Source organism: Nocardia yamanashiensis (assembly GCF_021183565.1).
Classification (GTDB): domain Bacteria; phylum Actinomycetota; class Actinomycetes; order Mycobacteriales; family Mycobacteriaceae; genus Nocardia; species Nocardia yamanashiensis.
The window spans coordinates 2589247-2610810 of sequence record NZ_CP089226.1; the positions used below are offsets into that span (position 1 = coordinate 2589247).

The following is a 21564-nucleotide window of genomic DNA, read 5'->3' on the forward strand; positions in this document are numbered from 1 at the left end:
GCCCCACGATGCTCAAGAACTTCTGGTACGCGGTCGAATTCGCCGATCGCGTCGGCCGCCAACCCCACAAGGTCACCTGTCTCGGCCAGGATTTCGTGCTGTATCGCACCCGGTCCGGGGCGGTGACCTGCCTGTCGGATCTGTGCGTGCACCGCGGCGGCGCGCTGTCGATGGGCACGGTCACCGGCGATTGCATCGCCTGCCCGTATCACGGCTGGCAGTACGACGCCGACGGCGCGTGCGTGAAGATCCCGGCCAATGCCGAGGAGCGCAAGATTCCGCGCAAGGCCCGCGTGGACGCCTATCCGACCGTGGAGCGCTACGGCATGATCTGGGCTTTCCTCGGCGATCTGCCCGAGGCCGAACGCCCGCCCATCCCGGTGCTGCCCGAACACGACGATCCCGCGTTCCGGGCCGTCCAGTTCGAGATGGAGATCAACGCCAACTACGAACGGGCCTTCGAGAACGTGGTGGATGCCGCGCACACCCCGTTCGTGCACGGCACCTCCTTCGGCAATCCGGACAAGCCGCAGATCCCGGATTTCCGGGTCACGCAGACGGAGTGGTCGGCGGAGGCCGATATCCAGCTCAGCCCGCCGCTGCCCAAGGGACTGTGGGGTGTGCTGGCCAAGCGGCGGCCGCGTCCGGAGTACGTCACGGTCACCAATGCCTGGTACCTGCCCAATATCGTGAAACTGCACGTGCGGCTGCCGATCGGCGATCTGCTGCTCTACGACTTCAATATCCCGCTCTCGCAGGACCGCACGCTGATCAAGATTCTCGGGTACCGGAACTTCTTCACCGGATCGTGGGCCGACGGCAATACCCGCAAACGCATCGAGAAGATTCTGCTGCAGGATCGCCCGGTGGTGGAATCGCAACGGCCCGAGCTACTTCCGTTCGATCTGTCCGACGAACTGCACGTGCGCAGCGACAGCCTGCAGGTGGCCTATCGGCGCCGGCGGCTGGAGCTGATCAAACAGGGCTGGTGGGTGGGCGATGACGACATCATCGTCGGCGACGGGCCGCGGCGCACCGCGACCGTGATCGCCTCCCCCGCCCGACGCGACAATCCCGAATTCGCCAGTGCCTGGGTGCACAAGGCCCGCAGCGGAGGAAACGCCCAATGAGTCTGCCCACCGCCCTCGCCGACCGCATCGGCGACGCCCTGACCTCGGCTCTCGGTCTCGAACTCGCCGAGGATCTCCCGTTGACCAGTGCCATGTCCCCGGAGCCGGTGGGCCGGCTGCGGGTGCTGCGCGGCGGTCCGATCGACAAGGCGGTCCGGGTGGACCTGGTGGTGCCGCCCATCGGGCTGGACAGTCACATGATCTTCGCGTTCACCGGAACCGATTCGGCCGTACCGCATTTCACCCTCGATGCGGTCTACGGCGGCGACTATCACGCCATGCATCTGGATCTGATCCCGCGCGCCGATCTGGCTGTGCACTTGGAATACCTCGATGCTGCGTTCCTGCCGTTGACGCCGCTGCTCGAGGACGCCTGGCGCATCGAGGGCGTTTCGCCCGCCGCGATCGGGCCCCGCCAGCGCGCCATGATGTCGCCGTGGATGGTGGTGTGCCGGGCCACCGCCGACGCGTTCCGAGCCCTGGACCCGATTGTCGATGCCTATCTGGCGCACTGGCTCTCCCTGGTGGACAAGGGAGTTCCGGCGGTGGACGGCGATCCGGCCGTGCGTGATCGCGCCAACCGGGCCAATCTGTTCAGTCCCGCGGTGGATCCGGTGTGGACGCAGGTCACCCGGCTGCTGGGCGCCGAGCAGGCCGAACGCGTCCGCGGTGAACTCCTCGCGTGAATCCCCCGCCGCATCCGGCGAGAAGGAAGGTTGAGCGATGAGCGCTCCCAGCAACTTTCAGCAGCGCATCGAAGGCGAATGGGTGGGCCGCCCGTCCCTGTTCGACGGTCAGGGCACCTGGCGCGGATTCGAGGACATCCGCCGGTCCTCGGTGTTCGACGACGGCGTCACCACCTATTACATGGACGGCGGCCTGACCGGCGGCGGGGAGCTGGCGGGACGGTTCGCTCTCGGTGCGCCGTTCGCGTTCGGCGTACGCGACTCCGACGGCGACCGGGTCTACACCGGACCCGACTTCTACGGATCCGGGCAGCCCTACGGCGGATTCGTGGACGCCAACTATTACGGGCCGGGCTGGCAGGTCTCGCTCAATACCTGGAATCAAACCATCGGCGACACCCAGATCTACTCCTCGCAGCTGTTCCAGGGCCCCGCGCTGGTGGGCGTGTTCAACGGCCTCTACACCCGCGACCCGGCCTTGGCGGAGCGACACCTCGAAAGCGAAACCCGCTGCGGTCCCTCGGTTTTCACCGCACCGACCAAGGAGAAGAGCGCCTATGCCGGCGAGCTGGAACTGTGGAGCGCCGATCAGAAACCACTCGGCGGGCTGCACATGGAGCTCACCATCGAACCGCTGAATCTGCTGGTCGCCGAGCATCACCTGGTCATGTCCGGGCCGATCGCCTCGGATTCGCGCATCACCGTTCGACGCGACGGCGTGCGCTCCTTCCACGAAGGACCGGACGTGTGGGGCAACGGGAACTCCTACGGCCGAGCCAATTTCGTGCGCCTGCACACCAGTGAGGGGCAGCGCTTGATCGGCCGGGAATTCATGATGGACGCCGAACCGGGCATGGGTGCGGGACGGCGGCTGGCCGTGGTCTATCAGATGTTCGATCACAACAGCCTGGCCGTGGTCATGCACGGTGTGCTGGAGCGCGCATGAGCACCATCGTGATCACCGGCGGCACCCGCGGCATCGGGCTCGGGATGGCACGAGCCCTGCTCGCCCAGGGGCACCGGGTGTCGGTATGTGGTTCGGATCCGGAGCGAGTGGAGCGGGTGCGCACCGAATTGCCCGATACCGCACTGGTTTCCACCGCCGATGTCACCGATCGCGCGCAATTGCGGCGACTGTGGGACGCCACCGCTGACCGGTTCGGCCCGGCCGAGATCTGGATCAACAACGCGGGCATCTCCCACGATCGCAAACCGCTGTGGCAGTTGCCCGCCGACACCGCGAACCGGGTCGTCGACACCAATCTGCTGGGCGCACTGCACGGCTCCGCGGTGGCCATCGAGGCCATGGCGGCGGCGGGCGGCGGCCACGTCTGGAACATGGAGGGCCTGGGCAGCGACGGGCGCACCGTGGCCGGGCTGGCCACCTACGGGGCGAGCAAGCGGGCGGTCACCTATCTGACCACCGCGCTGGCCAAGGAGGTGCCGCCCGGGGTATCGATCGGGCTGCTCAGCCCCGGCATGGTGGTGACCGATCTGCTCACCCACGGTTACGCCGACCCGGACGAATTGGCGAAGGCCCGCAAGGTGTTCAACATTCTGGCCGATCCGGTGGACACGGTCGCGCCCTGGCTGGCCGCGCGGGCCGTCTCCCAGCGCAGTAACGGCGCGCACGTGCGCTGGCTGACCACCCCCAAGGTGATCGGCCGTTTCGCGCTGGCCCCGTTCCGCCGCCGGGACCTGTTCGCCGCATGAGCGCGGCCATCGACTACCCGGTCTCGCTGGCCGTCGAGGACTTCGTGCCGGTACTGCTCACCACCGCCGGTGTGCTGAGCCTGCGCCGGGCGTTCCCCCGCGGCCGCCGTATCACCCTCGCCGCGGCGCTGATCGGGGCGGGCGGCACCGCCAAGGCCACCGCCAAACTCATCGCCGCCTTGGACGGCCCGCACCTGAACTGGCTCAGCGGCATGCTCTTCCCGCTGCTGACATTGGGTTTCGGGCTGCTCTGCCTGGAACTGGCCCGGACCTCAGACGGCCGAGTGCCGCGCTGGCTGACAGTGCTGGTCCCCGGTCTCACCGCGGTCTGCGCCCTGGGCGCGGTATTGGCCGGCGATCCGTTGCCGATGCTGGTCTCCACCAGCGTGTTCGCCACCCTCGCCGGCATCCGGCTGATCGGTCGCGCGCGCGAACGCGGGGACACTGCCACCGCCGCACTGTTCGGCGTGCAACTGCTGGTCTTCTTCATCCTGGGGCCGCTGGCCTCGCGACCCGACCAGACGGTGGCCCTGCAATGGGTCGAGCAGCTGTGCAATACCGCGGCACAGGCCGCGTATCTGATTGCGGCCCGCCGGCTTTCGGCCGCACCCCGCCCGACCTTCCCCTCGCAACCACAGGAGACGAACTCATGACCGACGCGCTGGGCTGGCGCCGCAAGTTCGGCGTCATCGCGCCCTCCACCAACACCATTGTCGAACCCGACTTCTACCGGATGACGGTGCCCGGCGTCACCGCCCACTTCGGCCGCATCCATATTCGAGACCAGGATATGAGCGACGACGCGGGGATGGGCCGGCTGCTCGAGCAGATCCGGGCCGAGATCACCGGCGCGTGCGAGCGGGTGCTCACCTGCGCCCCGGACTACATGGTCATGGGCATGTCCGCGGAGACCTTCTGGGGCGGGGTGGAAGGCAATCGCCAGTTCGTCGAGCAGATCCACGACATCACCGGATTGCGAGTCGCCACCGGCGCGGAAGCCTGCCGGCGGGCGCTGAACCTGTTCGACGCCAAGCGGATCGGCGTGGTGACGCCGTATCAGCCGGTCGGGGACGAGAACGTCGTCCGGTTCTTCGGCGAACTGGGTTTCCAGGTCAAGAACATCAAGGGGCTGCGCTGCCCGACCGCCGTCTCGATCGCGCACGTCACCGAGGACGAGCTGCGCGCCGCGCTGCTGGAGGTCGACGGCGAGGACATCGATGCCTTGATCCAGTGCGGCACCAATCTGTCCATGGTGCGCCTCGCCGACGAGGCCGAACGCTGGCTCGGCAAGCCGGTGATCGCCATCAATGCCGCGACCTGGTGGATGGCGCTGCGCGACAACAATATTCCCGACCGGGTGGAGGGCGCGGGCAGGCTGCTGCGCGAGTACTGAACCACACACGCGAGACCGGGCGCTCCAGCACCCGGTCTCGCGGCGCAAGGGCGCTACCGCTCGTCAGTAGTCGCGCAATAGCCGGCCCATCCCTTCGAGGCGATCGCCGAAACCGTGCTCGCGCAGGGCATGCCAGAGCGTCGCAGCATTGATGGCGATCACCGGTTTGCCCAGTTCGGCTTCCAGCCGGTCGGCCTGGGCCACGAAGGAGAGGTTGGTGCCGACCTGGACGATGGCCTGCACGTCCGGGCCGTCCAGTTCGGCGACCACGGTGCGCAGCCGCTCCTCGTCCACCCGGGCGATATCCATCGCGGTCGGACAGCGCAATCCGGTGATGGCGGCGACCTCGAACCCCGCTTCGGTGAAGAACCGCCCGACCTCACGATCCGCGATCGGCTGATATGGCGAGAAGACCGAGATCCGGCGACAACCCAACTCCCGCAACGCAGCCCGGCAGGAACTCGCGCCGGTGGTGACGGGCAGGCCGGTGCGCGCGCCCAGTCGCGCCTCGAACGCGGCGTTGCCTGCCACTCCACCCCAGAAGGTCTCCGCGGACATGCCCATGACCATGCGGTCCGGTTCGGCGGTGAGCACGTCGCGCACCGCGGTGTCGATGGAGGCGCGGATCTGCCCGAGCAACCCCTGGAAATCCTCGTCGTCGCCCATGCGCGGGTCCGGGATGTACATCGATCCGGTGCGGTAGGCGACGCCGGGCACGGCCGCGCGCCAATAATCGTGTTCGACAACGGTATTGGTGCTGGGCACGATGACCCCGAACACGGCCCGGGGTCCCACGGCATTGGTCATCGTCGATCCTCGCTGCTGGCGCGCTTACCGGTGGTGCGCCCCGAACCGGCGGAGGCGAAGGCGCTGTCGACGGCCCGGTGCGCGCGTTCGCGATCCACCGGACGATCCAGCAGCAGCACATCCAGCAGCAGCGGCGCGACCACCGCGGCCGCCAGTTCCTCGATCCGCGCCGCGTCGCTCACGCCGTCGGCCCGCAGCGCCGTGCGGAACGGTTCGAGCAGATCCGATACGTAGCGCCGCCGCAGTTCCGCGCACTCCGGGTCCGCCGACGAGGCGGTCACCAGTGCCCGCAGGAACGCCGCTACCGGCTTGTCGCGCAAGCGATCACACAGCAGGTCCACTTCGGTGTGCAGGTCCGCCGCGACGTCGCCGGTGGTGCGGAGCGGCTCGTGCGGGGCGACCGCGATGAGCGCGGCCAGCACGTCGCGCGGCGTCGGCCAGTGCCGGTAGATGGTGGTGCGCGCGATCCCCGTCGCCGCGTGCAGGCGCTGCGGCGTGAGCGCGGTCGCGCCCTCGGTCAGCAGCAGGTCCAGGGCGGCGGTCAGCACGATGGTCGCGGTGTCGGTGGCCGGGCCCGTGGGCCGTCCAGGTCTGGTCACGAAAATTTACGATACACCTTGTAGTGCTTATTAATAAGCACTACATTTTGTATCGATAAATTCTCTCTTCAGGAGGACCTCATGCGTCCACATGTAGAACTCATCGACGACCGCGACCTGATCGAGCATCCCGCCGAGTTCGAGCACGCCGAAGGCACTGCGCTGCAACGCAATCTGAGCTACGACGAGGAGGACGGCTCGGCCTCGCTCAGGGTCCGGTTCACCAGCGACTGGTCCCGGCCGGCGGGCGTGCACTTCGCGGAGACCGAATGGTATGTGCTGTCCGGTGAGCTGACCATCGGCGAGGAAACCCTTGGGCCCGAGGCCTATTGGATGGCGCCGATCGGGGTGTGGACCCCGGCGATCACCGTCGTCGCCGGGACCGAGATCCTGCTGTTCCGTGAGTACGGCGACTGGCATTTCGAGCTCGCCGACGCCGATCGCGAGTCGGTGCGCCCCGATCAGCGACTGGTCGTGCTGAACTCCGCCGACATGCCGTGGATCGATGTCAAGGACGGCAGCCCTATGCGCTTCGACCTCGGCGGCACCCCGGTGCCCGGCCTGTATATCAAACTGCTGCACCGTGATTCGGAGACCGGGTTCTACACCCGCCTGATCAAGGCCAAGCCCGGCTGGCGCGAGGAGCCCCTGGCCCACCACCCCTGTTCGGAGGAGGCGTACTGCCTCGACGGGGGCTTCGACTACAACTTCGGCAAGATGTGGCCGGGTACCTATTTCTGGCGGCCCGCGCTCATCCGGCACGGCGACTTCACCGCCGACGCCGAGCAAGGCTGCACCTGGATCGTGCGCTCCGATGCCGACCTGGTCGACTGGTACACCGACAATGCCACGGTGACCATGTCCGGTGACGCCACCAACTGGGGGCCGGGCTTCCCGCAGAGCCTGGCGCCGCAATTCATCTCACCGGTGCGCTCCCGGTCGATCGGAGCGTGGGCCGAGCCCACCCACCAGTAGCCCGAATCCGTTCAACCGCTTTGGGATTCGAGTAGGCGGCGGGCCTGGCGCACTACCGCGAGATCGACCATCCGGCCCGCGTCGTCGAGCAGCACTCCCCCGGCGGCGGCCTCGTAGCGGCGCACCAGCTCCCTAGCTTGCTCCACTTCGTGCGCTGCCGGGGTGAACACCGCGTTCACCACCGGCACCTGGTCGGGGTGGATGCACGAGCGGCCCCGGAAGCCCAGGCGGCGCAGCGCCACGGTGGTCTCGCGCAGGGTGTCCAGATCCCGGAAATCGGTGCGGGCCGGGCCGATCGGCGGGTCGATGCCCGCCGCCGCGCTGGCCAGCACGATTTGCCCGCGCACCGCGAGCAGTTCCCGCTCGTCCGGGCCCGGGGTGATGCCGAGGTCGGCCCGCAGGTCCGCTTCCCCGAGCTGCAGGCGCGAAACGCGCGGCGCGGCAGCGATTTCCCGCGCCGCGTACACGGCCGCCGGACTCTCGAGCACCGGGCACAGGCGAATCGTTCCCGGTCGCGTCTCGTATCGCGCCAGCAGCGCGCCTGCCGCCCGGACCTGTTGTGCCGATTCGGTTTTGGCGAGCGAGACCGCCTCGATCGCGGTCCGCGCGAGCGCGCGCAGCTCGGCCGCGCCCCACTCCCCCGGATTGACCCGCACCCAGATCCGGCGGCCCGAGGCGGCGACTGTTCGTAGCCAGCTCACCACCTCCGCCCGCGCGGAGTCCTTGTCCCGCAATGGAACCGCGTCCTCGAGATCGAGCAGTACGACGTCCGCCGAGCCCGCCAGGGCCTTGTCGAACAGGTCCGGGCGATTGCCCGGCACGTACAGCGCCGACCTCATCCGCACACTCCGCCGAACCCAGCCGCCACATCATTAGAGAAACGCCGTTCCACACATGGAAACGTAGTGTTCAAATCTCTCCCTGTCCAGATCGCCGCGCTCGGCTTGACAGCACGTCCCCGATGCCCGCTAATGGTCACCCAATATCGAAACGCCATTCCGGCAGCGGAAACCGGCGTCTGCCGTGGGAGTCTCCATGTTCCTTCGCCGCCCGGCCGCGTTCGTCCTCGCGCCGCTGCTGCTCGCCGCCGCTCTGGGCCACGGCGCCGCCCGCGCCGACACCGTATTGCCCGGCTCCATCGAAATCCGTTGTTCGGCAAGCACGATCGAGCAGAGCGCCGATTGGTACCTCCCCGCCGGTACGCCCACCGGCCTGATCTGGCTCCAGCACGGCTTCGCCCGCAGCAACGCCCACGTCGCCGACCTGGCCACCCGCTACGCCGCGGCCGGATACCTGGTCTTCGCCCCCAGCCTGCCCTTCATGAACCTGAACGGCTGCACCCTCCAAAACCTCGGCGACAACACCGGATTCCTCGACAATGTCGCCGCCCTCTTCGGCACCGCGACCGACCCTTCCGGCCCCTTGGCCACCAGCCTCGCCGCCGCCGCCCGCCGCGCCGGCACCACCCCACCCGCCCTGCCGCACCAGCTCGTGTTCGCCGGCCACTCCGCAGGCGCGGAAGCGGTCGCGTTCGTCGCCGACCGCCTCCGCACCAGCTACCCCGAAACCTGGACCGACCTGCGGGGAATCATCCTGCTCGACCCGGTCCGCTCCTTCCTCGGCAACAATATCGACCAGGCCCTGAGCGGCATCGACACCACCGATCTCCCTCTGCTGACCATCTCTGCTCCGCCCGCGCTTTGTAATGCGTTCGGCTTGGGCACCTTTGCGGTCCAATCCCGCCTGCACCGCGCGTTCGTCGGCGTCCGCCTGCCCACCGGCAAGCACACCGACGCCGAAGGCGCCAGCACCGACCTACTCGGCAGTCTGCTGTGCGGTTCACCGGATTCCACCGCCACCACCGCCCTGCAAACCCTCGCACTCGGCTGGACCCGCGACTTCTTCACCGGAACCCCCACCCCCGGCCTGTACCCGGCCGCTGAAGCTACCGTCGCAGCGGCACCCCAAGCCGAAATACTCACCGGCGCGTGACCGGGCCGTGCTCTTCTTATTCGCCGACTGCGCCGGCCGCCTCGAAAACGCGGTCCACGCACCGTGATCCGAGCACCTGCAAATCGCAATGCCTCGCCTCGGCCAGGCGCTGCAATTCGAGCAGGGCCCGTAGTGCGCGGATGCTGAAGAACGTGACGGAGCGCAGGTCCACGACGACGGTCTCGCCGGCGCGTAACGCGCCGAGAACCTGAGTACGGAATCCCTCCACGGTCAGAGCGTCGAGCTCACCAGCGATAACGCAGATCGGGACCGCGGCGGAGGTCTCGATGGCAGGCTTGCTGCCGCGTACAAATTGAGAGGTCATTACGAGACCCGGACTTTCGTCAGCAAGGGCAAGCGGATACCACCGGATAACGGTCGGGACCCGCCGCCGGACACGGGCTGCACCTCTCAACCCTGCTCACCGGGTTCCCGCTTCGCCGGCGTCCAAACGAATGCTCACCCCATGGCGATGACGAAGCGGCGCGGCGGCCCTCCGATCGGAGACCGCCTTCGTCGCTGACCCGCTAGCGGGCGATCGGGATATCCGAGCCCTGCAGCCGAGTGGCCAGCAGCGCCTTGCCCTTCTCGCCGCCGGTGCGGCTTTCGCTCTGGGCGCGCCGGAAGAAGTCGGCGAGTTCGTCGTCGCCGTCGCGTTCCGCATCGGCGATGTAGGTGTCCAGGCGCAGCGCATTGTCCAGTGAGGCCTGCACGAACCAGAGCAGGTTGTAGTCCTTGTCCCTGGTGCCGGTGATCGTGCCGGTTTCGTCGCTCTTACCCATGTCGATCGTTCCTTCCCGATCCGGTGCTCGTTTCCCCGCCCTCGCGGGGCGCTTACCCTTTGGGCATGCCCCCAAACGGTGTTCGGCAGGCCGCGGTGCGTCTGTCCCGCGGCCGGCGCACCGGGCGCAATGGGCGGGGCAGATGGCGCATTTCGCACCAGTACGCCCAGGCGACAGTCGTGTAGGCCGCGGCGGCGGCTCCGGCGGGTATCAGCGCGCCGGCAATGGCCAGCATGGGTATCGACATCAGCGACTCCGTCCGGAGTGGGGGTTTTCCCGCCCACGCTGGCGGTCGATCATGATCGCCCTACCCTGATCGGATTGCGCCCCAACATATCCCACGCGCCGCAAACTGTGTGTCGCGCCACTGAAATACGATTCGGCTATCGACGAACGCAATGCGGGATCCGTGACCTGCCGGTGACCTTGCTCGCCTAGGCTGGCGCGTAGTCGATCCTGTCGTCCGGGCGGCGTGGGGGCAGCGAGGCGGTCACGGCGGGGGCCGGATCCAGTGACGAGGTCGACTTCCGGCGTTCACGATTGCCGCGAGTTGATGATGCAGCTTGCGCCAGCGAGATCGGGCGCCGGGCAAGCGATTCGGAGATGTGCGATGACTGCTATTCCGCCCGAGCCAACTACTCCTGCCCGCGGTGACGGGAAAAAGCGCCCCGTGCCGCTGATTTCCGAGGACGCCGAGGACGTGCCCACGGTCAACTGGCCGGAGCCGAGTGAGCTGGATTCGTGGTGGGAGGCTGTTATGCGGCCCTCTTCGCGCGGGGGCTCGGACTAGGGTTCGCGTGAGCCCTCGGGCACATCGGGCTCTTCCTGTGCGAGCCGCTCGGCGTGTGATTGCCCCTCGCGCTGTCCGCGCTCGGTCACTTCGTCGCGGTCGGTGGCCTGCCGGTCGGGTGGAGTGACGGGCTCGTCGCCGTCGTCATTGCGGATCTCGTCCGAGTCCAGGCTTTCGGTGGGGCCGAGGGTGTCTCCAGGTCCGGATTCAGGTCTTATGCCGCACGGATGCCCGGATGGGCTCGAGCGAAACCGATCATGATCGACCCGGCGGTGAAAACCCTTGGGAATTTCACTCCTCGATAGCCTCGAGCAGCATGGTGAGAGCGGTACAGATCGCCGCTGTCAGGACTTCCTCGGGCTCACAATCGAATTGCTCGTGCCGGGCCCATTGCTCGTCCTTGGCATCCACGGCCAGCCAGACCGAGCCCGCGGGCTCGCCGTCCTGGGCACCGGGTCCACCGACGCCCGTGACCGACACCGCGATATCGGCATCGAGCAGCGTGCGCACCCCGGAGGCCATGGCTCGCGCAGCAGTCTCCGAAACGACCGGCACGTCGGGGACTCCGAGCACCTGATGCTTGACCTGCTCGCTGTAGGCCACCACCCCACCGCGCAACCACTCTGCCGAGTCGGGTGCCGCGCCGAGCGTGGACGATAATTTCCCACAGGTCAACGATTCCGCGACCGCCACGGTGCGACCGGTCCGACCGGCTACTTGGGCCAGCCGATGCGCGAGATCGTCGATCGCGGTCATTGCCTCATCCTCTCGAATCGACTGGGGAATCCGTGTCGTACGCGGAGACGGCCCGGTGGCTGCCGCGCCGGCTGCCCGCGTAGGCCCATGCCCGCACCGTCGCCAAAGCGCGCGGCAGTATCTCGACATCGGCGGGGCAATTGCGGACCGGGTCGAAATAGCTTGGTGCGCCGCCGATTTCCATCTCGGTGACCAGCAGTTGAGCCAAGGTGCGTTCCGGCCCGGAACGCGGAGATGCGGTGAGTTCGAAACTGGTCGGGCCCGAGCGGATGCGCTCGGACAGATCGGCGAGATGCGCGGTCTCCGGCTGCGGCGCGATCGGTCGCGCGGTCAGCCATTCGGCCGGTCCGTCGCCGAAGCGGTAGGCCATCAGGCTGCCATAGCGTGCCGAGGCCCACCCGCGTGCGGGCTGAGGCACCAGTCGGGTGAAATCGCCAACGCCGGTGGTCGCCAGCGCCAGATCCCACGGCTCGCCGTCCTGATCGAACACACGAAAAGCCAAGCCCAGCACATCCGGAACCCCGCCGGGCAGCCCCAGGCCTTTCGAGATCCGCACGACCGCAGAACATTCCGACGCACCGAGCAGCTTCTGGTAATACGGGTCGATCGCCTGCACCCGGCCCGCGAACGGCATCCCCGCGGGATGGAAAACCCGTCCTCTGCGGGCACGAGCGGTGAGCTCGAAAGTTCTGGAAACGGCGGTGTCGGCTAAGCCCACGATGTTCTCCCGGTTACGAGATCGCGTTCACGGTTCGCTCACAGCGGTACCCAGTCACGGTCGACTGAATCGCGAGCACCTGCGCACCGGGCGGTAACGCCTGTCTCAGTTCGCGGCCTCCGGTGGCGTGCGGACGTCGTCGAGCATCTCGGCCCACCGATCGGCGACATGGGCGCGGCGGCGGGTGTCGTCGTTGAGCATTCCGGCCAGGCCCAGGCCGCGGGCGGAATCGAGGAAGGCCTGCACGGTCGTGCGCACTGTCGGGTCGTTGCCGTCCAGGTGCAGCAGTTCGATCAGCGCCCAGAATCCGCGGGCGCCGACCTCGAGTTCCATGGCCGCGACCCGGGACCGCAGGGCGGGGTCGTCGGAGGCGGCCATGCACAGTTGCAGGGCGGCGGAGAACGTGCTGCCCTGGTGCATTTCGACGACCGTGTGCACGATCTCGCGGGTGCGCTCGGCCGCCGGGTAGGAGACCTGCTGCAGTGCCTCGATCTGGCTGATGCGCTCGTTCAGGATGTGCTGGACCGCCGCGGTGAACAGTCCGTCGCGGTCCTTGAAATGATGCTGGACCGCGCCGCGGGTAACGCCGGCGCGTTCGGCGACCTCGGCCATGTTGGTGTACCGGAAACCTCTGGTGGCCAGCACATCCAAGGCGGCTTCGACGATGCGCTGGTAGGTCGCCACACCGTTCTCGTTCTGCGGCTGCCGAGGGGTCCGGCTCGCGGGCTGGCGGGCCGGGGTCATCGCCGCTCTACAGGTCGAGGGTCAGGCATCCGTCGGATCGGGAAACACATGGCAGAAAGTATCCCTGTTCCAATTCGGCGGGACTCAGGGCGGTCGAGCGGTGGTCGGGCGTGCCGTCGAGCACCCGCACCGCGCAGGACCGGCAGAATCCCTGCTGACAGGAGAAGGTGGCGTCCGGCCGCGCGGTGAGCAGCGCAGCGAGTGCGGTCTGCTCGGCCCCGACGGTGATCTCCTCGCCGGTGGCGGCGAGCCGCATCCGGAATTCGCGACCGTCCACCACCGGTGCGGCCGAGAAACGCTCGTAATGGAATTCGATCTCGGGGCGGTCGGCCAGCGCGGTCCGCAAGGACTCGATCATGGGCGGCGGGCCGCAGGTGTAGACGGCGGGCACACGGGTGAGATCGCCTAGTAGGGTGTCTGGAGTGGCGATTCCGTCCTCGTCGTCGAGATGAACGGTGACCTTGCCGCCGAAGCGCTCCAGTTCGCCCAGGAACGCCAGGGATTCGCGGGTGCGCCCGCAGTAGATCATCGACCAGGGCAGGCCGAGGCGGTCCAGGACCGCGAGCATCGGCAGGATGGGGGTGATACCGATGCCGCCCGCGATCAACCGCACCGGCGCGGGACGCTGGTTGAAGCCGCCGACGGCGAGCGGGAAAGCGTTGCGGGGCTTGCTGATCCGCACCACCGTGCCGATCTCCAGCGTGCGGTGAACCTCGGCGGAGCCGCCGCGACCGTCGGGAATCAACCGGACGGCGATGCGGTACCGGCTGCGATCTCCGGGATCGCCGCACAGTGAATACTGCCGCACCGCACCGGAATCGAGTCGCAGATCGATATGCGCGCCCGCCGACCAGGCCGGCAGCGTCTCCCCGCCGGGTGCGGCCAGGGTGAGTGCGACGACGTTCTCGTCCTGGGCCACCACCTCCCGGACGGTGACGACCGCGTCGAAGAAGTCGGTCGCGATCCCGTTGCCCGGTTCCGGGGCGGTCAGTAAGCGTTCGGCCCACTGCAGCAGGTCGTAGCCGGCGGTCACCGCCAGCAGCAGCGGGTCGCGGCGGAACCGGCCGTAGGCGTGCGCGGGAACGTCGAGGTCTCGGTACTTGGTGAACACGGGATCTCCTATGCCGCACGGGATTCGATGGTGGCCAGATACGACAGCGCCTGTGCCATCGATCCGGTGTCGTCGGGCCGGAAGGAGGGTTTCAAATAATCCAGTGCCGAGCCGATCACCGTGCGCGCGGTGGGCAGCATCCCGGCCCGTCCGTCGCGCAACACCGTCAGCAGCACCCGCAGGCGCGAGGATCGCACGGCGGGATCGTGTTCGACCATGTACCAGACGAACCGGCTGGAGATCCAGATGACGAGCGGGAAGATGACCACCATCGTGCGGACCCGCCGCCAGTAGCCGGGGTCGAAGTACATCGCGACATCGTGGGCGACGGTGCGGTGTTCCATCTCCTCGGCGCCGTGCCAGCGGAACAGCGCGGTCATCCCCGGATCCGAACCGGCCTCGTCCCAGCGGCAGTTCAGGACGAAGTGCCCGAGGAAGGCGGTGAAGTTCTCGAACGCCGCCGTGATCGCCAGCCGGTTGATCAGGTGCCGGCGGCGGGCGCGGTCGGTGCGGAACTCGCGCGGTCCCAGCACCCGGCCCAGGAGGTAACGCGACTGCGCCAGCAGCGGTCCGGGATCGATGCCGTTGCGCTGGAAGTAGTCATCGAGCGAATCCTCGTGCGCGTTGGCGTGCACGGTTTCCTGTCCGATGAATCCGAGCACGTCCTCGCGCAGGCGCGGATCCACGATCTCGGGCAGCGCTTCCTTGAACGCCGCGATGAAGAACCGCTCCACTTCCGGGAACAGCAGATGGTAGGCGTTGAGGGTGTGCCCGGCCACCGGGTGACCCGGGATCCAGTGCAGCGGAGTCGCCGACAGGTCGAAGTCGACCTTGCGGGCTTTGAGTTGCAGGGGGCCGATGTCCACGGTGTCCATCGGGAAGCGATTCTTCTTGCCGAGCTTCATGATTCGGTTCCGTCTTTCAAATACTCGAGGATGTGGCCGGTGACGGCCGCGGGCTGTTCCAGGTGCGCGAAGTGGCCCGCGTCCGCGACCACGATGCGGCGGCTGCCGGGCGGCAGTTGCGCGAGCGCGCCGGCGCCGGTGGCGGGCAGGCCGCAGGTGTCGGTCGCGCCCTGCAGGACGAGAGTGGGATTGCGGGGCGAGCCGAACGCCAGGCGCTGGGTGCGGGCGTGCGCGGAACCCCGGCGGTACCAGGGATTCCAGACGGCCCGGTAGTAGGTGAACGCCGCGCGTATCCGGTCGCCGCCTTGCAGTGCGAGCAGGCCGCGGCGGCGGTGTTCGGCGAGGTCCGCGCTCGGCGCCCACAACCGCCACAGCAGCGAGATCAGCCATCGCCCGATCGTTTCCGAGTACGGGACCGATACCACGGGCATGTACCAGCTGCGCGGGGCCTGGCGCAGCATCGTCGGGAGCTGTCGCGGGGAGGTGAGGAGTGCCTTGATCGTGGCCAGTGGCGGGATGGCGATCAGCACGGCTCGGCGGAACAGCTCGGGATGGCTGCTCGAGGCTGCGCTGACGATGGCTCCGCCCCAGTCGTGGCCGATGAGCACCGCACGCGCATCCGCTCCGATCGCGTCGTGCACGCGCACCACGTCGGCGACCAGCGCACCGATCGAGTAGTCGTCGTCGCGGGCCAGAGTGGTGGGTGCGTAGCCGCGGGTGAACGGCGCCACCGCGTAGTAGCCGCGTGCGGCCAGCTCGGGCCCGAGGACCTCCCACGTCCATGCGCTGTCGGGAAAACCGTGGATCAGCAAGGCGGCCGGATCGCCGGGATCTCCCCACGCCAGCGCCGTGATGTCGACGTCTCCGAAGGCGAACCGCGGCACCTGTGGTGCAGTCACGCGTCAGCTCCTCGCTCCTCGCCGCAACCCGGTGCCGAGTCCGGCGGACCGATCTTGCGGGATTCCATTCACTAGTGCATTGTTTTATGCGTTACAGACAGTAACGTCAAGTCGCGAATTGCGAGGGAAAGTACTTCCCATCGGGTTTTCGCGGACTGTCGAGGCTCCGAACAGTGAGCATTCACCGGTGCATGCCGGGTGGGAGAGGAACTCGTGTGGCCGAGTACGACATGATCGTGCGCAACGGGATCTGGTTCGACGGAACCGGAGCCGCACCGCGGACCGCGGACATCGGCATCGTGGCCGGGGAGGTGGCGGCGATCAGCTCCGCTCCCCTGCCGGCGACCGCGGCGACGGAGGTCATCGACGCCACCGGCCAGTGGGTCGTGCCCGGCTTCGTCGACATCCACACCCACTACGACGTGGAAATGCTGGTCGCGCCCGCGCTGACGGAATCGGTGCGGCACGGCGTCACCACCGCCGTCATCGGCAACTGTTCGCTCACCACGATCATGGCCTCCGATACCGAATGCGCCGACATCTTCAGCCGGGTCGAAGCGGTGCCGCGCGAGATCGTGATCTCGACCCTCGACGCGCACCGGACCTGGTCGAACCCGGCCGAATACGCCAAGGCCGTCGACGCGTTGCCGCTCGGACTCAATATCGCGGCCTTCCTGGGACAGTCGGATATGCGGATCGCCGTGATGGGCATGGACCGGGCCGTCGACAAGGCCGTCGAACCGACCCCGGCCGAGATCGAGCGCATGACAACGATTCTCGAAGAAGCGCTCGACGCGGGCTTCCTGGGCATGTCGGCGACGACCAACCCGATCGACAAGCTCGACGGCGACCTGTACCGCTCGCGCACCCTGCCGACCACCTTCGTCAAACGTCGCGAATTCCGCGCACTCAACAAGGTGCTGCGCCGGCGCCATCGCATCCTGCAGAGCACCCCGTCGATCATGCCGGTGCCCAATATCCACAAGTTCTTCCTCGCCGCCAGCGGGCTGCTGCGGCGCGATCGCCTCAAGGTCTCGATGCTCGCGGCCGCCGACTCCAAGGCCTACCCGCCGCTGGTCTACTTCATGATCTACGGGCCGCCGCTGCTGAACAGGTTGCTGCGCAGCGACTTCCAATGGCAGCACGTGCCGGTGCCGTTCACCGTCTACGCCGACGGCATCGATCTGGTGGTGTTCGAGGAGTTCGGGTCCGGCTCGGCGGCAATGGACATCAAGGATCAGCTCGAACGCAACGAGCTGCTGCGCTCGGAGGAATACCGGCGCTGGTTCCGCCGCGACTACGAGAACAAATTCTCCCCGAAGATCTGGCACCGCAACCTCTATGACGCCACCATCGTCGACTGCCCCGATCACAGTCTGATCGCCAAGAGCTTCGGCCGGATCGCCGACGAGCGCGGCATTCACCCGGTCGACGCCTTCCTGGACCTGGTGCTGGAATACGGCCGTTCGATCCGCTGGCGCACCACGATCGCCAACGACCGCCCGAAGTACCTGGACAAGCTGGCCAAGAGCCCGAGCGTGCACATGGGGTTCGGCGACGCCGGCGCGCACCTGCGCAACATGGCCTTCTACAACTATCATGTCCGGCTGCTCGAACGCGTCAAAGCCGCTCAGGGGCGGCGCAAACCGTTCCTCACCATCGAGCGCGCGGTGCACCGGCTCACCGGCGAACTCGCCGACTGGTACCAGCTCGACGCAGGCTATCTACGAGTCGGCGATCGTGCTGATATCGCCATCATCGATCCGGCCGGGCTGGACCAATCCGTCCACGGGCTGTCCGAGCAAGCCGTTCCCGAGTACGGCGGCCTGCGGCGCATGGTCAACCGCAGCGACAACGCGGTGCGGGCCACCATCGTCAACGGGCGCGTCGTGTATCGCGAGGGGACCTTCGCCGCCGGACTCGGCCGTGAGTGGGGTCCGGGCAGGTTCCTGCGCGCGGCCGAAAAGGTGCGTGGCGCTACCGTTCTCGCGGACTCGCCGGTCGAGTGAACACCCGCGCGCGGGGTCCACGCCCAGTGTCGGCACGCGTCCGCGTTGCTGTCCCATCTCATGTCGAGGAGAATGTCGTGATCGCCACCGTGGCGAGTCTGCCGCGAGCCGCCCGCCAGGTGTGGTCGGCAACCTTCGGCTCCGGCGCCGAGTCCTATCAGCCGACTCCTGTGACCACCGTGTACCGGAAACCGCACGCGCACCTGCGCCGCTACGAGGGCGCTGCGGCGGCCACCGGCAATCCGGTGCTGCTGGTGCCGCCGCTCGCGGTGACACCCGCGTGTTTCGATCTGCGGCCCGGTCAGAGCTTGGCGCGGTACCTCATCGAGCACGGGCGACAGCCGTACGTGATCGACTACGGCAGTTTCGGCGCCGCGGATCGTGAACTCGGACTGGAGGATTGGACCCAGGGCATCCTCCCGGACGCGATCCGGGCGGTGGCCGCCGCACACGGTGGGCCGGTCGATGTGATCGGCTGGTCGATCGGCGGCGCTTTGGCGATGATCGGCGGCGCTGCGCACGCGGACCTGCCGCTGGCCTCGATCACCGGGCTGGCCACCCCGATCGATCAGCGGCACACTCCGCTGCTCGTGCCCGTCCGCCTGGCCGGGCGGATCACCGGCGGGCGCGAGATCGCCTGGGCGACAAAGCTCATGGGCGGCATCCCGCAGGAGTTCGTACGAGTGGGATTCCGCCTGCAAGCCCTGGACCGCGAACTGCTGCGCCCATGGTTCCTGCTCACCCACGCCGGGGATGCCGAGGCGCTGGCCAGGATGGCGGCGATCGACCGGTTCACCGCGACGATGCCCGGCTATCCGGGACGTTCCTACCGGCAGATCCATCGCAGCTTCATCGTGCGCAACGAACTGGCCAGCGGATCGATCCGATTGCGCTCGGACCTGACCGTCGACCTGGCGAAGCTGACCTGCCGGGTGCTGCTCGTCGGCAGCGAATCCGATGCGCTGGTGCCCGCGGCGGGGGTCCGCCGCGGCGTCGATATCCTCACCGGGGCAACGGAAGTGCGATTCGAAACCGTGCCCGGCAGTCACCTCGGCCTGCTCGCCGGTCCGGCCGCCGCGACCACGACCTGGCCCGCCGTGCTCGACTTCATCAACGGCTGAGCCGGACCAGCTGTACAGCACCGGATTTGAACAACGGCTGTTTGGACGCCGGATCCCAGTCGGTGCGGGTGAGCTCGTTGGCCGCACGCTCATGGGTGGCGTCCTCGGTGTCCCAATAGCCGTAGTGGAACGGTACGAACACCACGCCGGGGCGGATATCGGAGATGCGGGCGGTGGCGGTGATGCTGCCGCGCGGGGTGGTCAATCGGACGTGGTCGCCGTCGGTGATGGATCGGGCGGCCGCGTCCAGTTCGGAGATCTCGGCCCAGACGTCGGGTGCGGCGCGTTGCAGTTGCGGTACGCGGCCGGTTTTGGTGCGGGTGTGGAAGTGGTAGATGGTGCGGCCGGTGATGAGTGCGAAAGGATAGTCGTCGCAGGGTGTTTCGGCGGGCGGTGAATAGGGCGCGGGCTTGAGCATCGCCTTGCCGTGCGGGTTGCGTTCCCGATAGGCCGATTCGCTTACCGGTTCGCCGGTGACGAGGTCCTTGCCGTAGGTCTCACAGGTGTCCGGGTCCGCGAAGAAGACTCCGTCGGTGTACAGGCGCTCGGTTCCGGCGGGATGCGTAGTGTTGCAGGGCCATTGGATGCCTTGGTCGCTGAGTTTGTGGTAGTTCAGGCCGGTGTAGTCGCAGGGGCGTCCCGCACTGCATTGCTGCCAGGCGTGGAATGCGCCTTCGGGATCATCCCAGGCGGGCAGGGGTTGACCGGCGCGGTCGCGCAGTTCGAGGCGGCGGGCGAAGTCGACGAAGATCGCCAGATCGGATCTGGCTTGTCCTGGCGGAGACACCGCCTGCCCTGAAAAGTGGACCGTGCGATCGGCATTGGTGAAGGTGCCGGTCTTCTCGCCCCATGCGGCGGCCGGCAGCACCACATCGGCCAGTTCGGTCGTCTCGGTCGGGAAGATGTCCTGCACCACCAGGAACAGGCTCTCTGCGGACAGGATGCGGCGGATGCGCGCCAGCTCCGGCAGGGACACCGCCGGGTTGGTGGCCGAGACCCACAGCATTCCCAGCTCACCGGACTCGGCCAGTCCGATCATCTGCATCACATCGGTGGGTGGTTTGCCGTGATCGAGCTTGTCGGCCTCCACATTCCACAATCGCGCCAGCTCTTCCAGGTGGGCGCGGTTGGCCCAGTTCCTGAATCCGGGCAGGTCACCGTCCGCGCCGCATTCGCGGGTGTTCTGTGCGGTGGGCTGGCCGTTCATCTGCAGGACACCGCACCCGGGTCGTCCCAGCATGCCGCGCAGCAGGTGAATGTTGTTGACCTGCACCGCCGCTGCCGTCGCCTGATGCGCCTGGTAGAAGCCTTGCAGGACCGTCGATACCAGGTGTTCGGCGGTGCCGATGAGTCGTGCCGCCTCGCGCAGACTGTCCGCGTCCACCTCGCACACGGCTGCTGTCCTCGACAATGGCCAGTCGGCGACCGCTTTCGCGAGATCGTCGAATCCGATGGTGTGCGCGTCGATGTAGTCGTGATCGATCCATTCCCGTTCGATCAGTTCGTGGATCAGTCCGTTCATCAACGCCAGGTTGGTGCCCGGCAGCGGCGCGAGATGGACGGTCGCGGCCGCGGCGACGGGGGTGCGGCGCGGATCGACGCACACCAGCGCGGGCGGCTGGGGTCCGGCGAGGCGGTCGAGAATGCGTGACCAGAGCACACTTTGGGTTTCGGCCATATTGTGGCCGTAGAGGGCGATGACGTCCGCGTGATCGATGTCGGTGTAGGAACCGGGCTGGCCGTCGCAGCCGAAGGACTGTTTGAGGCTTTCCGCGGCGGTCGCGGTGCACAGCCTGGTATTGCCGTCGAGATGGTTGGTGCCGATGCCCGCCCGTGCGAGCGTGGACAGCGTGAAGTACTCCTCCAGGAACAGCTGGCCGCTGGTGTAGAAGCCGATCGCGTCGGGTCCGGGGCCGTCGAGCAGTTGCCTGGTCCGGTCGACGATCCGGTTCATGGCGGTATCCCAGTCCGTGGCGACCAGACGCCCGTCGACCCGGATCAGCGGTGTGGTCAACCGCTCCGCCGATGCGGTGGCCTGCCATCCGTACAGGTCCTTCGGATCCAGGCGGCCCCGATTGACGCGGTCGTGCGCCCGGCCCCGCACGCCCACGATCCGGTCGTCACGCACCGCGATATCGAACGCATCGCCGTTGGAATGCAGCACCGACGCCGACGGCACCCAGCGCTCGACGTCCTCGACCTCGACGCCGTCCTCCAGGCACAAGTCGACGCGGGTAGGCCACCCCGCACCTTTCGCATAGGGAGTCCGTTCACCCCACGGGTCCCCGATCCGCTGCGGCCGAGCCTCTCCGGCGCCACTGCGCCCGATTCCGCGCATGATCTCCTCCTCCGTCTCCGTAGGGAGCACGTCGGAGCGCTACCCGCTATCCCGGGCTTCAACCCCTGCCCGCAGCCGAGGGCCGCCGCGCACGGG

Annotated in this window: 22 protein-coding genes; 10 read left to right on the top strand and 12 right to left on the bottom strand. The window is 67.9% G+C overall.

What is annotated here, in order from left to right; translation table 11 throughout:
• Positions 1-8 precede the first annotated feature (8 nt).
• From LTV02_RS12525 to LTV02_RS12550, 6 genes are read left to right on the top strand one after another with little or no spacing between them, the layout of a single operon-like run.
• A complete protein-coding gene (locus tag LTV02_RS12525; protein ID WP_233040163.1) occupies positions 9-1130 on the top strand; it encodes an aromatic ring-hydroxylating dioxygenase subunit alpha in 1122 nt (373 codons plus the stop codon).
• Positions 1127-1816, top strand: a complete 690-nt coding sequence (locus tag LTV02_RS12530; RefSeq protein ID WP_233040164.1) for a hypothetical protein — start codon at positions 1127-1129, stop codon at positions 1814-1816. The genes LTV02_RS12525 and LTV02_RS12530 overlap by 4 nt, the downstream gene beginning before the upstream one ends.
• Positions 1817-1853: 37 nt before the next feature.
• Positions 1854-2762 carry a hypothetical protein gene (locus LTV02_RS12535; protein ID WP_233040165.1) on the top strand — a complete coding sequence of 303 codons (909 nt, stop codon included), beginning with the start codon at positions 1854-1856 and terminating at the stop codon, positions 2760-2762.
• Positions 2759-3529 (top strand): SDR family oxidoreductase, encoded by a 771-nt coding sequence (locus tag LTV02_RS12540; protein ID WP_233040166.1) that lies wholly within the window; start codon positions 2759-2761, stop codon positions 3527-3529. The genes LTV02_RS12535 and LTV02_RS12540 overlap by 4 nt, the downstream gene beginning before the upstream one ends.
• The gene (locus LTV02_RS12545; protein WP_233040167.1) at positions 3526-4182 is read left to right on the top strand and encodes a hypothetical protein; all 657 of its coding nucleotides are present in this window, start codon (positions 3526-3528) and stop codon (positions 4180-4182) included. The genes LTV02_RS12540 and LTV02_RS12545 overlap by 4 nt, the downstream gene beginning before the upstream one ends.
• Positions 4179-4922 (top strand): maleate cis-trans isomerase family protein, encoded by a 744-nt coding sequence (locus tag LTV02_RS12550; protein ID WP_233040168.1) that lies wholly within the window; start codon positions 4179-4181, stop codon positions 4920-4922. The genes LTV02_RS12545 and LTV02_RS12550 overlap by 4 nt, the downstream gene beginning before the upstream one ends.
• 63 nt (positions 4923-4985) lie before the next feature.
• Here LTV02_RS12550 and LTV02_RS12555 read toward each other — a convergent pair whose 3' ends face one another.
• Together LTV02_RS12555 and LTV02_RS12560 are read right to left on the bottom strand one after the other, a co-directional pair.
• Positions 4986-5729 carry a maleate cis-trans isomerase family protein gene (locus tag LTV02_RS12555; RefSeq protein ID WP_233040169.1) on the bottom strand — a complete coding sequence of 248 codons (744 nt, stop codon included), beginning with the start codon at positions 5727-5729 and terminating at the stop codon, positions 4986-4988.
• Positions 5726-6328, bottom strand: coding sequence for a TetR-like C-terminal domain-containing protein (locus LTV02_RS12560; protein ID WP_233040170.1), 603 nt, complete (start codon positions 6326-6328; stop codon positions 5726-5728). The genes LTV02_RS12555 and LTV02_RS12560 overlap by 4 nt, the downstream gene beginning before the upstream one ends.
• Before the next feature lie 81 nt (positions 6329-6409).
• On the opposite strand from LTV02_RS12560, the gene LTV02_RS12565 reads away from it, so the two are divergent.
• Positions 6410-7303, top strand: a complete 894-nt coding sequence (locus LTV02_RS12565; protein WP_233040171.1) for a DUF4437 domain-containing protein — start codon at positions 6410-6412, stop codon at positions 7301-7303.
• Between the two features lie 11 nt (positions 7304-7314).
• Here LTV02_RS12565 and LTV02_RS12570 read toward each other — a convergent pair whose 3' ends face one another.
• Positions 7315-8142, bottom strand: a complete 828-nt coding sequence (locus LTV02_RS12570; RefSeq protein WP_233040172.1) for an HpcH/HpaI aldolase/citrate lyase family protein — start codon at positions 8140-8142, stop codon at positions 7315-7317.
• Between the two features lie 196 nt (positions 8143-8338).
• Between LTV02_RS12570 and LTV02_RS12575 the strand changes: the two genes are divergently transcribed.
• Positions 8339-9295 carry an alpha/beta fold hydrolase gene (locus LTV02_RS12575; protein ID WP_233040173.1) on the top strand — a complete coding sequence of 319 codons (957 nt, stop codon included), beginning with the start codon at positions 8339-8341 and terminating at the stop codon, positions 9293-9295.
• Positions 9296-9311: 16 nt separating this feature from the next.
• Here LTV02_RS12575 and LTV02_RS12580 read toward each other — a convergent pair whose 3' ends face one another.
• From LTV02_RS12580 to LTV02_RS12615, 8 genes are all read right to left on the bottom strand, one after another.
• The gene (locus LTV02_RS12580; RefSeq protein ID WP_233040174.1) at positions 9312-9620 is read right to left on the bottom strand and encodes an STAS domain-containing protein; all 309 of its coding nucleotides are present in this window, start codon (positions 9618-9620) and stop codon (positions 9312-9314) included.
• A 202-nt stretch (positions 9621-9822) separates the two neighbouring features.
• Entirely contained in the window at positions 9823-10077 is a 255-nt protein-coding gene (locus tag LTV02_RS12585; RefSeq protein WP_233040175.1) for a hypothetical protein, read from the bottom strand.
• A gap of 1081 nt (positions 10078-11158) precedes the next feature.
• Positions 11159-11623: a CinA family protein gene (locus tag LTV02_RS12590; protein ID WP_233040176.1), complete on the bottom strand. Its 465-nt coding sequence runs from the start codon at positions 11621-11623 to the stop codon at positions 11159-11161.
• Positions 11624-11627: 4 nt separating this feature from the next.
• The gene (locus LTV02_RS12595) at positions 11628-12341 is read right to left on the bottom strand and encodes a phosphodiesterase (protein ID WP_233040177.1); all 714 of its coding nucleotides are present in this window, start codon (positions 12339-12341) and stop codon (positions 11628-11630) included.
• Positions 12342-12446: 105 nt separating this feature from the next.
• Complete coding sequence (locus LTV02_RS12600; RefSeq protein ID WP_233040178.1) at positions 12447-13025, bottom strand: TetR/AcrR family transcriptional regulator; 579 nt, start codon at positions 13023-13025, stop codon at positions 12447-12449.
• A 67-nt stretch (positions 13026-13092) separates the two neighbouring features.
• Positions 13093-14196 (bottom strand): PDR/VanB family oxidoreductase, encoded by a 1104-nt coding sequence (locus LTV02_RS12605; protein ID WP_233040179.1) that lies wholly within the window; start codon positions 14194-14196, stop codon positions 13093-13095.
• An 8-nt stretch (positions 14197-14204) separates the two neighbouring features.
• Positions 14205-15101, bottom strand: a complete 897-nt coding sequence (locus LTV02_RS12610; protein WP_233040180.1) for a metal-dependent hydrolase — start codon at positions 15099-15101, stop codon at positions 14205-14207.
• Positions 15098-16000 (bottom strand): alpha/beta hydrolase, encoded by a 903-nt coding sequence (locus tag LTV02_RS12615; RefSeq protein ID WP_233040181.1) that lies wholly within the window; start codon positions 15998-16000, stop codon positions 15098-15100. The genes LTV02_RS12610 and LTV02_RS12615 overlap by 4 nt, the downstream gene beginning before the upstream one ends.
• A 215-nt stretch (positions 16001-16215) precedes the next feature.
• On the opposite strand from LTV02_RS12615, the gene LTV02_RS12620 reads away from it, so the two are divergent.
• Together LTV02_RS12620 and LTV02_RS12625 are read left to right on the top strand one after the other, a co-directional pair.
• The gene (locus tag LTV02_RS12620) at positions 16216-18009 is read left to right on the top strand and encodes an N-acyl-D-amino-acid deacylase family protein (RefSeq protein ID WP_233040182.1); all 1794 of its coding nucleotides are present in this window, start codon (positions 16216-16218) and stop codon (positions 18007-18009) included.
• Between the two features lie 77 nt (positions 18010-18086).
• On the top strand, positions 18087-19130 hold the full coding sequence (locus tag LTV02_RS12625; RefSeq protein WP_233040183.1) for an alpha/beta fold hydrolase: 1044 nt from the start codon (positions 18087-18089) through the stop codon (positions 19128-19130).
• Here the strand turns inward: LTV02_RS12625 and LTV02_RS12630 are convergent.
• Complete coding sequence (locus LTV02_RS12630) at positions 19120-21468, bottom strand: molybdopterin oxidoreductase family protein (protein ID WP_233040184.1); 2349 nt, start codon at positions 21466-21468, stop codon at positions 19120-19122. The genes LTV02_RS12625 and LTV02_RS12630 overlap by 11 nt on opposite strands.
• Positions 21469-21564: the final 96 nt, after the last annotated feature.